Raw genomic sequence first — 12971 nt, 5'->3', positions numbered from 1 at the left:
GCTCAGGACGTGCGGCGCGCCGGCGCGCTCAGGACGTGCGGCGCAGCAGGGCGACGTGCATGGCGTCGGTGCCGTGGGTGTGCGGCCACAGCTGCACCGCGGTGCCGGCCGCGGCGCCCTGGAGACCGGGGGCGACGCGGGCCAGCACCGCGGGGGTGTCCAGCCGCTCCACGGCCACCCCGCGCTTGGCGGCGGCCTTGACCGCGTCGTCGACGACCAGGCGGGTCTCGGCCAGCACCGGCGAGCAGGTGGCGTAGGCCACCACCCCGCCGGGGCGCAGCGCGTCGATCGCCGAGCCCAGCAGGGCGCGCTGCAGCGGGCCGAGGGTGCCCAGGTCGGCCGGGGTGCGCCGCCAGCGCGCCTCGGGCCGGCGGCGCAGCGCGCCCAGGCCGGTGCAGGGCGCGTCGACCAGGACGCGGTCGTAGGTGCCCGGCTCGTCGGCGCCGACCTCGCGCCCGTCGCCCACGCGCACCTCGACCGCCCCGCCGGGGCCCTGCGGCAGCGCGGACAGCGCCTGGCGCACCAGCTGCGCGCGGTGCGCGGCGACCTCCACGGCCGTCAGGTGCGCACCGCGCTGCACGGCGGCGGCGGCCAGCTGGGCGGCCTTGCCGCCGGGGCCGGCGCACAGGTCCAACCAGCGCTCGTCGCGCCCGTCGACGTCGGCGGCGGCCAGCACGTGCGCCACCAGCTGGCTGCCCTCGTCCTGCACGCGGGCGCGGCCCTGGCGCACGGCGGGCACCAGGCCCGGGTCGCCGCGCTCGAGCAGCACCGCGGTCGGCGACCACCGGCCCGGGCGCACCGTCAGGGCGCGGTCGTCGCTGAGCAGCTCCTCCGGGGTGGCCAGGCCGGGCAGCACGGTCAGCGCCACCGCGGCGGGGGTGTTGTCCGCGGCCAGCAGCTCGCCCAGCTCGGCGGTGTCGTGGCCGTGCGCGCGCAGCGCCTCGCGCAGGGAGCGCACCACCCACTGCGGGTGCGAGGTGCGCACCGCCAGGCCCTCGTCGGTGTCCGCCGGGGGCGCGGCCTGCTCCAGCCACTCGCCCAGCTCGCGGCCCACGGCGCTGCGCAGCACGGCGTTGACCAGGCCGGACGGGCCGGCGCCCAGCTCGCTGCGCGCCAGGGCCACCGTGGTGGCCACCGCGGCGTGGTCGGGCACCCGCATCGCCAGCAGCTGGTGCGCGCCCATGCGCAGCGCGTCCAGCACACCGGGGTCCAGGTCGCTGAAGGGGCGGTCCACGACGGTGGCCAGCAGCGCGTCGTAGGTGCCGCGCCCGCGCAGCACCCCGTAGGCCAGCTCGGTGGCGAAGGCGGCGTCGCGCCCGCCCAGGCGGCGCTGGCGCAGCAGCCCGGGCAGCACCAGGTTGGCGTAGGCGTCCTCCTCGTCCACCGCGCGCAGCACCGCGAAGGCCACGCGCCGGGCCTCGTCCACGCGGGTGTAGCGGTCGGGCTTGACCCCGCGCCGCGGGGTCTGCTCACCGCCGGGGCCGCGGGCGGGACCGCGAGCGGCGCGCGGGTCCGTGCCCTGCCCGCCGCCTCGCCCACCGCCCTGGGCGGGTCGTCGCGATGCCGGTCGGTCGGCTCCCGGGGTCACTGCAGCTCCTCGTCCTCGGGCCGCGCGCCGCGGGCCCAGTCCAGCGCGGGCATGGCCCGCTTCCCGGCCGGCTGGACGTGCCCCAGCTCGACCGCTCCGGCGCCGGTGCCCACCAGGACCCGGCGCTTGCCCACCGCGACGCGGCCCGGGGCGGGCGCCGGCTCGTGCCCGGGCGGCAGGGGCAGCACGGGGGCCAGCTTGAGGCGCTCGCCGCGGAACGTGGTCCACGCGCCCGGCTCGGGGGTGCAGGCGCGCACGTGCCGGTCCACGGCGGCGGCGGGGGCGTTCCAGTCCACGCGCGCCTCCTCCACGGTGATCTTCGGGGCGAGGCTGACGCCGTCGGCCGGTTGCGGCACCGCGCACGCGGTGCCGGCCTGCATCGCGTCGAGCACGTCGAGCAGCAGTCGCGCGCCGCTGCGCGCCAGGCGGGTGAGCAGGTCGCCGGCGGTGTCGCGGTGCCCGACCGGTTCGGTGAGCGAGCCGTACACCGGGCCGGTGTCCAGGCCCTGCTCGAGCTGGAAGACGCACGCGCCGGTGACGTCGTCGCCGGCCATGAGGGCGCGCTGGACGGGGGCGGCGCCGCGCCAGGCGGGCAGCAGGGAGAAGTGCAGGTTGACCCAGCCCAGACGGGGCACGGCCAGCGCGGCGGGCGGGACCAGGGCGCCGTAGGCGATGACGGGGCAGGCGTCGGGGGCCAGGTCGGCCAGCTGCGCCAGGAACTCGGGGTCGCGCGGGGTGGCCGGTTGCAGCACCGGCAGGCCGGCCTCGCGGGCGCGGGTGGCCACGGGTGAGGCGGCGGCGCGCCGGCCGCGCCCGGCGCGCGCGTCGGGGCGGGTGACGACGGCGGCGACCTCGTGGGTGGAGGCCAGCAGCGCTTCCAGGGAGGGCAGGGCCACCTCGGGGGTGCCGGCGACGACCAGGCGCACTAGCGGGCCTGCCCGAAGGTGGCGTGGGGGGAGACCTTGACCTGCGGGGTGCCCTGGCCGAGCCACTCTGCCTCGCGCACGGCCTTCAGGGCGAGCTTGCGCTGGGCCTTGTCGAGGCGGTCGATGAACAGCACCCCGTCCAGGTGGTCGGTCTCGTGCTGGATGGCGCGGGCCTTGAACTCCGAACCGGTGACGGTGATCGGCTCGCCGTGCTGGTCGAAGCCCTTGGCGACCACGTGCAGGGAGCGGCGGGTGTCGGCGACGATGCCGGGGAAGGACAGGCAGCCCTCGTCGCCGTCCTGGCACTCCTCGGACAGGTCCAGGACGGGGTTGACGAGGTGGCCCAGCTCGCCGTCGGCGTGGTAGGTGAACACGCGCAGCCCCACGCCCAGCTGGGGGGCGGCCAGCCCGGCGCCGGGGGCGGCGAGCATGGTGTCCTCGAGGTCCTTGACGAGCTTGCGCAGCTCCTTGTCGAAGGTGGTGACCTCCTCGGCGCGCTGGCGCAGGACCGGGTCGCCGAACAGGCGGATCGGCTGGACTGCCACGGGGCTCCTCGCGGGCTGGGGTGTGCTGGCGGCTGGTGCGTGCTGGGGGTGCCGGCCGGCGCGGCGGGCGCGGGCGGCACCAGGAGTCTAGGTGCCGCCGGAGGTGCGCCCGGGCGGGCCGTGACGGGCGGTGGAGGGCCGTGGTCGGCCGGGCGCCGCGGCGGCGGCATCATCGACGGCGATGACCGCGCCGCTCAGCCCCCCGTCCGCTCCCGCCGCCCCGATCCGGCGGCCGGCCTCGCGCGCCGGTGGGGTCCTGGTGGTGCTGGCCGGGGCGCTGTCGGCGCTGCTGTGCGCGAGCACCGGCCTGGGGCACTTCCACCGCGGGCAGGCCACGAACTACGACCTGGGCATCTTCAGCCAGTCGGCGGCCTCGTGGGCGCGCGGGCAGCTGCCGACCTCCGCCGTGCTGGGCGGCACACCGCTGCTGGGTGACCACTTCTCCCCCGCCACGGCGGTGTTCGGGCCGGTGTGGGCGGCCTGGCCGGACCCGCGCTCGCTGGTGGTGGCGCAGGCGCTGCTGCTGGGGCTGGGTACGGCGCTGGTGGCGCGCTGCGCGGTGCGGCACCTGCCGCTGCCGGCCGCGGTGGCGGTGGCGGTGGGCACGGCGGTGGCGCACGGGGCGCTGGCGGCGGCGCGCTTCGACGTGCACGAGGTGTGCCTGGCGGTGCCGCTGCTGGCGCTGTGCGCCACCGCCCTGCTCGAGCACCGGCACCGGGCGGCGGCGCTGTGGTCGCTGCCGCTGCTGCTGGTCAAGGAGGACATGGGCGCCACGGTGGCGGTGGTGGCGGTGCTTCTGTGGCTGCGCGGGCGGCGGCGGACCGGCCTGGCGCTGGGTGCGGCGGCGGTGGCGGGGGTGGTGGTGGCGTTCGCGACGATGCTGCTGGTCGATCCCGCGCACGACCTGAGCCGGCTGGCGGCGTTCGGGGGCAGCGCGCGCACCGCGGTGGCGCCGGAGCCGGTGCCGGCCGGTGAGGCGCTGCGCTCGCGCGCGGTGCTGGTGGTGGCCGCGGTGGCCGGGGGCGGGGTGCTGTGGGTGCTCTCGCCGGTGGCGCTGCTGGCGGTGCCGACGCTGGCGTGGCGGCTGGTCTCGGTGACGCCGTCGTACTGGTCGCCGGGGTTGCACTACGGGGCGGTGCTGGTGCCGGTGGCCGCGGTGGCGCTGGTGGACGTGCTGCGCCGGGTGCGCGCGCGCCGGGCGCGGGTGCTGCTGGCGGTGCTGGCGGCCGGGGCGAGCGCGGCGACGACGGCGTGGGTGCTGCCGGTGGGGTCGCTGTCGATGCCGTGGCAGTCGGGCACGTGGCGGCCGGGGGCGTACGTGCAGCAGGTGCGCGCGGCGACCGAGGCGCTGCCGCGGGGTTCGCGGCTGGCGGCGGACAACACCTCCGGCCCGTACCTGCTCGGGGAGGCCGGTGGTGGGCACGAGGTGGTGGGCTGGTCGGTGAACACCCCGCTGGAGCGGTTGCCGGACGTGGTGGTCCTGGACGCCGCGCGCGCCTCCACGGGCGTCTCGCGCGCGGGGAAGCTCGCGTGGCTGCGGGAGGTCTCGACCCTGCCGGGGGTGTGGGTGCAGCGCACCGGCGACACGGTCGTGGTGCACCTGCCGGGCCGGGTGCGGGTGCTCAGCCCAGCGCGGCGATCGCGGAGGTGGCGGTGTACCGCAGCACCCGCTCGGCGCGCTCGTCGATGCGGCCGCTGCCCCGGGGCTGCTCGAGCCGGTCGAGGAAGCGCTGCAGCTCGCGCCCGGCCTGCTGCGCGCGACCGCGTTCGAGGTGGCGCTGCGCGTTGCGCGCGTGCGCGCGCAGGGTCTTCGCCGCCGACCCGGTGACCTCACCGGCGGCGGACAGCTGCGCCACGCGCTCGCCGAGCACCGCGGGGCTCGGGGCGAGCACGTCCGGTGCGGGCACCTTCGTGAAGTCGGTGTCGGAGGCGAGGTGGAAGCCGGGGTGGGAGGGCTGGTTGTAGCCGGTCTGCTGCCGGGCGACTTCGTCGCGGTACTGCGCGTCGTGCAGCAGGGTGCGCACCGCACGGTCGGTCACCTCGGTGCTGAGGAAGATGCGCAGCGCCGTGCTGTCGGTGGTGCGCAGCACCAGTTCCTCGCGCCAGTCGCCGAGGACGTCGGCGACCAGGGACGGGTTGCCCTTGGTGCCGTTGTTCGTGCGGGTGCCGGTGGCGGTGAGCAGGACGCCGCGGTTCCAGTCCCGCACGACAGGGGTGGCGTCGCCGGAGCCCTCGACGATCTGGGTGGTGCCGTCGGCGGCCCAGCGGATGGACTGGTTGGTCCCGGGCGTGGTGGGGGCCAGTTGCTCCCCTCGGGCGCTGAGCAGGCCGGAGCCGTCCGTGCCGTTCGGCATGGAGGCCCACACCTCGATGCCGCGGGTGGCGGGGTCGACGTCGCCGATCATGCCGCGGCCGGTGTCGCGGCCGGAGTAGGTGCCGAAGATCGTCTCGCCGGTGGCGGCGTCGCGCAGCGCGTTGCCGTACGGGGCCGAGGTGCCGCCCTCGTGGACGGTGAAGATTTCCAGCCCCGGACGGTCGGGGTCGATGTCGGTGACGTGCATGGCGTCGCCGTGGCCCAGCCGGGCGTTCGCGCCGGGGTCGGCGGAACCCTCGGGCAACGTGTCGAACGAGGAGTACAGCAGGGAGCCGTCGTCGTCGATCGTGGCGGAGCCGTAGACGACCTCGTGCCGCCCGTCGCCGTCGACGTCGGCGGCGCTGAGGGAGTGGAAACCCTGCGTGGTGAGGGTTCCGAACTCCGGGTCGGTGCCGTCGCGCCCGTGCGGGCTGTCGTCGAACGGGTTGGTCATGGGGGTGAATCCGCTGTCGACCGACCAGCGCCGCGTCAGCTGTTCACCGTCCCAGTCGTAGGCGACCAGGGCCGTGCGCGTGTAGTAGCCGCGGGCGAAGACCGCCGAGGGGTGCTCTCCGTCGAGGTGGGCGACGCTGGCGAGGAACCGGTCGACGCGGTTGCCCGGTTCGATGCGGGACATGGCGTAGTCGCCCCACATCAGGCCGTCGTCGGTGCGGCCGGGTTCGTACGCGACGGTCTGCAGCTCCTCGCCGGTGCCGGCGTCGAAGACGGTGAGGTACTCCGGTCCGGTGAGGATGAAACCCTCAAAGTTCCGCAGCGCGTTGCGGGAGGGGCGGGCGGGCGCGTAGACGTCGATGAAGTGGTCGGCCAGCGCCGCGGCGTCGGCCTGGGACAGGGGGTAGGAGTACCGGGGTTCGAGGTCCAGGGCCTCCTCGACCGTGGCCGGCCAGTTCCCGGCGAGGACCTCCGGGTGCGCGTGCCAGCCGCGCAGCACCCCGATGAGGTGCTCGCGGTAACCCGCGGCGCTGAGCCGGTAGTCGTCGGCGTGGCTGACGCCCGCCGCCACGTCCTGCGGCAGCAGCGTGATCGGCCGGGTGCCGGCCGCTTCGCCGTCGACGTAGCGGGTGCTGGAGGTGCCCGGGGCGGTCTTGAGCATCAGCTCCGCGCGGCCGTCGCCGTCGAAGTCCTGCACCAGGAACTGCGTGTAGTGCGCGCCGGCGCGGATGTTCACGCCGAGGTCAAAACGCGCCAGCAGGGTGCCGTCCAGCTCGTACGTGTCGAGGTAGGTGCGGCCGGTGTAGCCGACCTGGGAGACGTCCTTGGAGTTCGAGGGGTCCCACTTCACGACGAGTTCCAGCTGCCCGTCGCCGTCGACGTCCGCGGCGCTGACGTCGTTGGCGGAGTAGGTGTACTGCTCCCCCGCCGGGGTGGTGCCGCCGGCCGGTTTCCGCAGCGCCACGTCCAGGGACGCCCCGCCCCACGGGGTCGCCTCCCCCACAGGGCCGGCCTCGCGGTCGCCGACGACGGGCACCACGCGGTAGCGCGACGTGGCGCCGCCGGCGGTGTCCAGCCAGTTCGTGCTGCCGGTGACGGTCGTCACGAGCGCGCCGTCGCGGTAGACCCGGAACCCCGGGCCGGTCTCGCCGTTCACCGTGGCGCCGGTGACCTCGTGGCCCAGCAGCCGCCACGACAGGAACACGCCGCGCTCGGTGGCCGCGGCGACCAGGCCGCGGTCGAGCCACTCGAGCTGCACGCCGGTGCCGGTGGCGGTGCCGTGCTGCGTCCGGTCCGCTCCGGGGCCGGCGCCGGCGGTGGTGGCGGGAGCCACCAGCAGCGCGGCGCTGACGCCGCCGCACACGAGCGCACGACCGGTGGTCGCACGTGGGAGAAGCCTCATCGCCCGTCCTTCGTCCGTGGGGGGCCCGGGGCACGCGACGCCGTCGTCGCGAAACGATTCAGCGGCGTGCGGCCCTCCCGCTGCGAGTGACCGTACGAGGCCGCGCAGTCACCTGGCAAGCGCTTGCCCGAACGGTTCCCGCGCCTCAGGCGGTCGGCGGCACCCGCTGCCCGGCCAGGTCCAGCTCGCCGCGCTCGGCCGCCCAGCGCACCGAGTCCGCCGCCGCGGCCTGCGAGGTGAAGCGCGGTGCGTAGCCGAGCAGGGCGCGGGCCTTGGCGATCGAGGCGCTGTGGCTGCGGGAGAGGTGCTCCCACGACGCCTGCGCGTGCTCGCCGGCCAGCTCGCGGAACTCCTCCCACGACACGTGCCGCAGCAGCGCCTCGCGCCCGAACCAGCCGGCGACCGCCGCGGCCATCCCGCGCACCGTCAGCGCCCGCTCGGAGACGACGTGGAAGCTCTCCCCCACCGCCCGCGAGCGCCGGTGCAGGGCCAGCTCGAAGGCCTGGGCGACGTCGTCGGCGTGCACGTGGTGCAGGGTCTCCAGGCCGAGGCCGGGCACGGGCAGCTCGGTGCCGGTGGCCAGGGCGTGCCAGACGGCGGGGTCGAGGTTGCCCAGCGGGGTGATGACGGGCCAGCCGGCGCCGCTGATGTGGCCGGGGTGCAGCACGGTGCAGGCCAGGCCGCCGGTGCGGGTCTCGGCGTGCAGGAGCCGCTCGATCTCGGCCTTCTGCGTGCCGTAGTCGCCGAACGGCTCGCGCGGGTCGTCCTCGCTCAGGGGTGAGGCGGTGGCGGGGCCGTGGACCCAGATGGTGCCGGCGTGCAGCAGGTGCCCGCAGCGCCCGCGCAGCGCCTCGACGAGCTGGGCGGCGGAGGCGGGGGTGAAGCAGACCATGTCGACCACGGCGTCGGGGCGCAGCGCGGCGACGCGCTCGCCGAAGGTGCCGGCGGCGTCCTCGGCGTCGCGGTCGGCGGTGACGCGCTCGACGCGGTCCCAGGCGGGGTGGGGGTGGTAGGGCTCGCGGGTGCCGCGGCTGATCGCGACGACGTCGTGGCCGGCGCGCACGAGGCGGGGCACCAGGTGGGTGCCGACGTGCCCGGTCGCCCCGATGACCACCACGCGCACGGTGGGCCTCCTCGTCGCTCGGTCGGTGCGGCGTCGCCGCGCGCGATCGCCGTGCGGGGATCGTGGCACGGACCGGGCCGTGGCGCAGCCGCGGTCTGACCTGCGACCACCTCGTCGTTGCCGCGGGCCTGGTCGGTCGCCGTCGCGGAGGAACGACCCGCTGCTCGTCGTGCCCAGGCCTCGACGCCGGAGGGGCAGCAGCTGCTGGGGCGTGTCCTGCAGATCTTGCGGCTGCGTCACCGTGACGACGTGGGCAGAGCGGGTCGTGGTCAGGCCTTCGACGAGGCACGGACGCAGATCGAGCCGGTGCTGCCACCGGTGGTGCAGCGCGACGGGCGCTCGTGAGACTCCCCCGCTTCGTGGGAGGTGGCTCCTCCGTCAGCTCGTCAACGCGATCTCGTGGGAACTGCGCACTGGGGCGCCGTGGCGGCACCTGCCTGAACGCCACGTGTCGTGGAAGGCGGCGCACGAGTGGCTGCGCAAGTGGACCGCGGACGGCACCTGGGAACGGGTCCTGGCTGAGGTCGCGGTCGAGGACGACTGCGGCAGCTCCCTCGGGGAAGCGACCGCGATGGTGATCGACATCGACTCCACCCACGTCCGGGCCCACCAGCACTGCGCCGGTGCCCGGAGGAGGAGGTGCGCACCCTGGATCGAAGACCTCGCCCGGGGACACCTCCCGCTGGCCGTCGTCCTCACCCCTGCCGAGCAGGTGACGACCCGCGACTGCTGCCGTTGCTGGACGCCCTGGCCGACCTCTCGGTGCCCGGCCGCGAGATCCGCGTCGATCGGGTCGTCGCCGACGAGGCCCGCGCCCACCGACCGACCCGGCGCGCGCTGCGTCGCAGGCGCATCGAGGCCACTCCCCCGGAGGTCGCTGCGGGTTTCGAGCCGCCTGGGGCGGGCTCGTCGGGCGAGGAACTGTCGGCGCGCGTCCCGCTGTGACAGCGAGATGAGTTCAGCTGCACCGACTGCTTCCTGGTCAAGCACCGCAGTCGGCTGCACGACAGCTCCGATGTCAGTAGTGGGCGACTGGTCTGCGACGACTGCGCCACCTGAGGCGCTGAGCGCACCGACACCTGCCGGGACGGAGGGCCTCGCCCCTCACCGGCGCTCGTGGCCCCGGTCGGACGCTCACGGTCCCCAGCCGAGCGGCGGCGGCGCACCGCTGGCGGCTGCCAGCGTGCCCGGGCTGGTGTTGACGCGGCCGTGGTGGGTTCCTTCGGCGACAGGGGAGGACTCCTCGGCGGCGTTCCCCCGTGCTGGCGTCCCCGGTCCCCGGGTGGTCGCCCAGGCGGGCGCGCCGTTCGGCGTCGTGGAGGGGGCAGGTGGTCGTCGCCGACTCGGACCGGGCTCCGGGCGATCTGGTGGCTGCCTTCGACGACGCCGTCGAGCCGGACGTCCGGTGAGCTGCACCCGGCTGCCTCAGCGGTCAGCACGCCTGCCGCCGATCTCGCCCACCACCCTGCGGGGGCCGTCCAGACCCAGCCGCCCCCGGGTGGCGATGACGAGCACGACGGCAGCGACCACCGCCCCGGAGGCCGTCGCCACCATCGCGCGGTCCTCGTCGATCGTGGGGAAGATGTCCGTCCACAGGACGGACGCGAAGTTGTTGACGCTGACGTGGGCGAGCACCGCCAGCGGCAGGCTCTGCCCCGTGCTGTTGAACACCCACGTCATGACCAGGTTGAACGCCAGGCAGAACACGACGAACGCCACCGGCCGCGACCAGTGCGCGTGCGGCCACCCGCCCCACTCGGTGAGGAACAGCGGGGCGTGCCACAGCGCCCAGAACGGCCCGAGCACCATCGAGCCGGCCAGCGGGCCGAACCGGTCCTGCAGGCGGGGCAGCGCGAAGTCGCGCCAGCCGGGTTCTTCCGCGAGGCCGGTGGTGACCATCTGGATCAGCAGCATCGGGACGTAGGCGGAGATGGCGAGCAGTGACGGTGCGCTGACCTGCCCTCCGGAGAAGGCGAACCCGGTGAGCAGCATCGCGGCGGGCACTCCGAGCAGAGTGATGGCGTACCAGTGCCAGCGGACCCGCCAGCGCCACATCCGGCTCGTCCATCGCCGCAGCCCGTCCCGGCCGTCGGCGATGGCGGTGATGAGCAGCGCCGAGGCGATCGGGCCGAGGTAGGCGCCGGGCAGGACACCGAGGATCTGGCCGCCGCCGAAGGAGTCGGGGAAGCGGTAGGCCCACAGACCGAGGCCGTGCTGGGACAGGACGTAGGGGGTCCAGGCGATCCAGCTCATGACGTTCGCGAGGACGAAGAAACTGGTGAGGGGGTGGCTGCGGATGGGCGCGAGGAAACCGCCGGTCCGCGGACGGTGCGCGGCGGTGGGAGGTGAGGTGGTGGTCATGGGGCCGATCCTGGTTCTGACGACGGGTACCGTTCGAGCGGCGAAAGCGGCAACCGGCGCGTTTGCATCGAAAGGACCACGGCCCGCGGTCCACGCCGTGGTGCGGCCGCGTCCCTGAGGCGCCCGGCACGAGAACCTCCGGCGTCCCCGTGCGCGGGGCTGGCAGGATGTGGGCCATGCCCCTGCGCCCCGGGACGCCCGCCCGCACCGAGGTGGCCGTCCCGGGTGCGGTCTGCCTGGTCGCCGTCACGGCGCTGCTCCTGCTCGTGCCCGCGGTGCAGGCGGACCCCGAAGCCGGGGCCGGTGTCCCCCAGCCGGGGAGCGCAGCGTGGTGGTCAGGCATCGCCGTGGTCGTCGCGCAGGCGCTCGTCCTCGCACGGCGCCGCGCGCACCCGCGCCTGGTCCTCGGGCTCGTGGCCGCCGGCGTCCCGGTGGCGGCCCTCGCCGGGCTCGGCGAGGTCATCGGCACGACCAGCGTCGCCGTGCTCGTCGCCGCGTACACCGCGACGGTCGTCGAGGCGGTGCGCCGCACGGCCCCGGCGCTGGGCCTCGCCGCGGTGCTGGTCGGCGTCGGGACGCTCATCGCTCAGCCCGCCGACGGTGCCCCGATCCTCGTGCAGCTGGGTGCCCCCCTGGCCCAGGCGCTCGGGATCGTCGTCCTCCCTGCGTCGGCGGGCGTCGTCGTCGGCTCCCGGCGAGAGGCGGCGCAAGCTCGTGCCCGGCAGGTCGAGGCGCTCAGCCGTGAGCACGGCGCCCGCGTGGAGGCGGCCGTGGCTCGTGAGCGGGCGGCGATGGCCCGCGAGCTCCACGACATCGCCGCGCACCACCTGTCGGGGATCGCCGTGATGACCGGGGCGATCGGGCGCCAGATCGACGTCGACCCCGCCGCCGCGAAGGTCGCCGTGCAGCGGGTGCGGGCCGAGACCTCCGCGATGCTCGAGGAGCTGCGCACCCTCGTGCGCCTGCTGCGCGACGCCCCGGAGGACACCGAACGCCCGGTCGAGACGCTCGCGGCGGTGCCGGCGCTCGTGGAGCGCGCCCGCGCGGCGGGTGTCGACGCGACCCTCACCGTCCTCGGCAGCCCGGCCGAGCAGTGGGGTGCCGTCGGGCCGCTCGCCCAGCTCGCCGCCTTCCGCACGGTGCAGGAGTGCCTCGCCAACGTCGTCCGCCACGCGCCCGGGGCGCGCTGCGAAGTCGTCCTGGACGCGAAGGACCCGGCCGTGTTCCGGGTCAGCGTCGTGAACGGGCCGCCACCGGCCCCCGTGGCGCCGCTCGAGGCCGGGCTCGACGCGCGTCCCGGAGGTGGGTTGGGCCTCGTCGGCATGCAGGAGCGCGCCGACCTGACCGATGCGCTGCTGCACTACGGCCCCGAGCCCGGTGGCGGCTGGCGCGTCACGCTCGGCGTGCCCACCCAGCGCGAGGCCGAAGCGCCACGGCCGTCAGCGCGCGTGGACGGAGCGGCCGGGTGATCCGCGTGGTGATCGCCGACGACCAGCCGCTGGTGCGCGCCGGGCTCAGGGTGATGCTGGGCGTCGAGCCGGACCTGGACGTCGTCGCCGAGGTCTCCGACGGCGCGCAGGCGGTCCAGGCCGCCCGGCGGCTGCACGCCGACGTCGTCTGCATGGACGTGCGCATGCCCGGGACCGACGGGATCACCGCCACGCGGGAGTTGTGCGGACCCGGCGCGCTCGACCCGGTCCCGGTGCTCATCCTCACCACCTTCGACGTGGACGAGTACCTGTTCGGCGCGCTGGAGGCCGGCGCGTCCGGTTTCCTGCTCAAGGACGCGGAACCGGCCACCGTGGTCGACGCCGTGCGCTCCGTCGCCGCCGGCAACGGGACCCTCGCGGACACGCTGACGAAGCGGGTGGTCGAAGAACTGCTCACGCGTCGCCGCACCCAGCCGGTGACGGCCGCCCGGGCCAGCGAGCTGCTGACCGCGCGCGAGCTGGAGATCCTGCTGCACCTGGCGCAGGGCATGTCCAACGAGGAGATCGGCCGGGCGCTCTACCTGGAGGTCTCCACGGTGAAGTCCCACCTCGCGCGGATGATGCCCAAGCTCGGGGTGCGCTCGCGCTTGCAGGCCGTCGTGTGGGCCTACCAGAACCGCGTGGTCGACGTCGGCGGCTGAGGCACCTGCATCGAAGGGTGGAACCCTCCCAGCCCTCCTCAGGAGGCTCGATCACCCACCTCGCGGTTCCTAGGTTCGAGGTCGACGAC

The 12971-nt window shown here is 75.8% G+C and carries 9 protein-coding genes and 3 pseudogenes; 6 read left to right on the top strand and 6 right to left on the bottom strand.

What is annotated here, in order from left to right:
* Positions 1–28: 28 nt before the first annotated feature.
* From ACRYR9_RS03650 to def, 3 genes are read right to left on the bottom strand one after another with little or no spacing between them, the layout of a single operon-like run.
* The gene (locus tag ACRYR9_RS03650) at positions 29–1588 is read right to left on the bottom strand and encodes an RsmB/NOP family class I SAM-dependent RNA methyltransferase (RefSeq protein ID WP_432493200.1); all 1560 of its coding nucleotides are present in this window, start codon (positions 1586–1588) and stop codon (positions 29–31) included.
* A complete protein-coding gene (gene fmt / locus ACRYR9_RS03645; RefSeq protein WP_432493202.1) occupies positions 1585–2514 on the bottom strand; it encodes a methionyl-tRNA formyltransferase in 930 nt (309 codons plus the stop codon). The genes ACRYR9_RS03650 and fmt overlap by 4 nt, the downstream gene beginning before the upstream one ends.
* Positions 2514–3059 carry a peptide deformylase gene (def, locus tag ACRYR9_RS03640; RefSeq protein WP_432493204.1) on the bottom strand — a complete coding sequence of 182 codons (546 nt, stop codon included), beginning with the start codon at positions 3057–3059 and terminating at the stop codon, positions 2514–2516. The genes fmt and def overlap by 1 nt, the downstream gene beginning before the upstream one ends.
* A 181-nt stretch (positions 3060–3240) precedes the next feature.
* Between def and ACRYR9_RS03635 the strand changes: the two are divergent.
* Positions 3241–4563: pseudogene (locus tag ACRYR9_RS03635) on the top strand (DUF2079 domain-containing protein); the annotation flags it as partial.
* Between the two features lie 118 nt (positions 4564–4681).
* On the opposite strand, the gene ACRYR9_RS03630 reads toward ACRYR9_RS03635, so the two are convergent.
* A complete protein-coding gene (locus ACRYR9_RS03630; protein ID WP_432493208.1) occupies positions 4682–7267 on the bottom strand; it encodes a rhamnogalacturonan lyase in 2586 nt (861 codons plus the stop codon).
* Positions 7268–7412: 145 nt separating this feature from the next.
* Positions 7413–8390: an NAD-dependent epimerase/dehydratase family protein gene (locus tag ACRYR9_RS03625; protein WP_432493210.1), complete on the bottom strand. Its 978-nt coding sequence runs from the start codon at positions 8388–8390 to the stop codon at positions 7413–7415.
* A 376-nt stretch (positions 8391–8766) separates the two neighbouring features.
* Between ACRYR9_RS03625 and ACRYR9_RS03620 the strand changes: the two are divergent.
* The 3 genes and pseudogenes from ACRYR9_RS03620 to ACRYR9_RS03610 form a co-directional block, all read left to right on the top strand.
* Positions 8767–8892 (top strand): annotated as a pseudogene (locus ACRYR9_RS03620) (transposase); the annotation flags it as partial.
* 233 nt (positions 8893–9125) lie between these two features.
* Positions 9126–9335 carry a hypothetical protein gene (locus tag ACRYR9_RS03615; protein WP_432493212.1) on the top strand — a complete coding sequence of 70 codons (210 nt, stop codon included), beginning with the start codon at positions 9126–9128 and terminating at the stop codon, positions 9333–9335.
* A 12-nt stretch (positions 9336–9347) separates the two neighbouring features.
* Positions 9348–9449, top strand: a pseudogene (locus tag ACRYR9_RS03610) (DUF4193 family protein); the annotation flags it as partial.
* 366 nt (positions 9450–9815) lie between these two features.
* Here the strand turns inward: ACRYR9_RS03610 and ACRYR9_RS03605 are convergent.
* Positions 9816–10751, bottom strand: a complete 936-nt coding sequence (locus tag ACRYR9_RS03605; protein ID WP_432493214.1) for a CPBP family glutamic-type intramembrane protease — start codon at positions 10749–10751, stop codon at positions 9816–9818.
* Between the two features lie 176 nt (positions 10752–10927).
* Between ACRYR9_RS03605 and ACRYR9_RS03600 the strand changes: the two genes are divergently transcribed.
* Positions 10928–12220: a sensor histidine kinase gene (locus ACRYR9_RS03600; RefSeq protein WP_432493216.1), complete on the top strand. Its 1293-nt coding sequence runs from the start codon at positions 10928–10930 to the stop codon at positions 12218–12220.
* Positions 12217–12882 carry a response regulator gene (locus ACRYR9_RS03595; RefSeq protein ID WP_432493218.1) on the top strand — a complete coding sequence of 222 codons (666 nt, stop codon included), beginning with the start codon at positions 12217–12219 and terminating at the stop codon, positions 12880–12882. Before ACRYR9_RS03600 ends, ACRYR9_RS03595 begins: the two co-directional genes overlap by 4 nt.
* The last annotated feature ends 89 nt before the right edge of the window (positions 12883–12971 follow it).

It is taken from the genome of Kineococcus auxinigenes, from assembly GCF_050871525.1.
GTDB lineage: Bacteria > Actinomycetota > Actinomycetes > Actinomycetales > Kineococcaceae > Kineococcus.
This window is presented reverse-complemented; position numbering and strand designations above follow the sequence as displayed.

Bases quoted from the DNA above. Each gene is read 5' to 3' on its own strand.
- ACRYR9_RS03605 (WP_432493214.1), bottom strand. From the start codon at position 10,751: ATGACCACCACCTCACCTCCCACCGCCGCGCACCGTCCGCGGACCGGC.
- ACRYR9_RS03630 (WP_432493208.1), bottom strand. From the start codon at position 7,267: ATGAGGCTTCTCCCACGTGCGACCACCGGTCGTGCGCTCGTGTGCGGC.
- ACRYR9_RS03600 (WP_432493216.1), top strand. From the start codon at position 10,928: ATGCCCCTGCGCCCCGGGACGCCCGCCCGCACCGAGGTGGCCGTCCCG.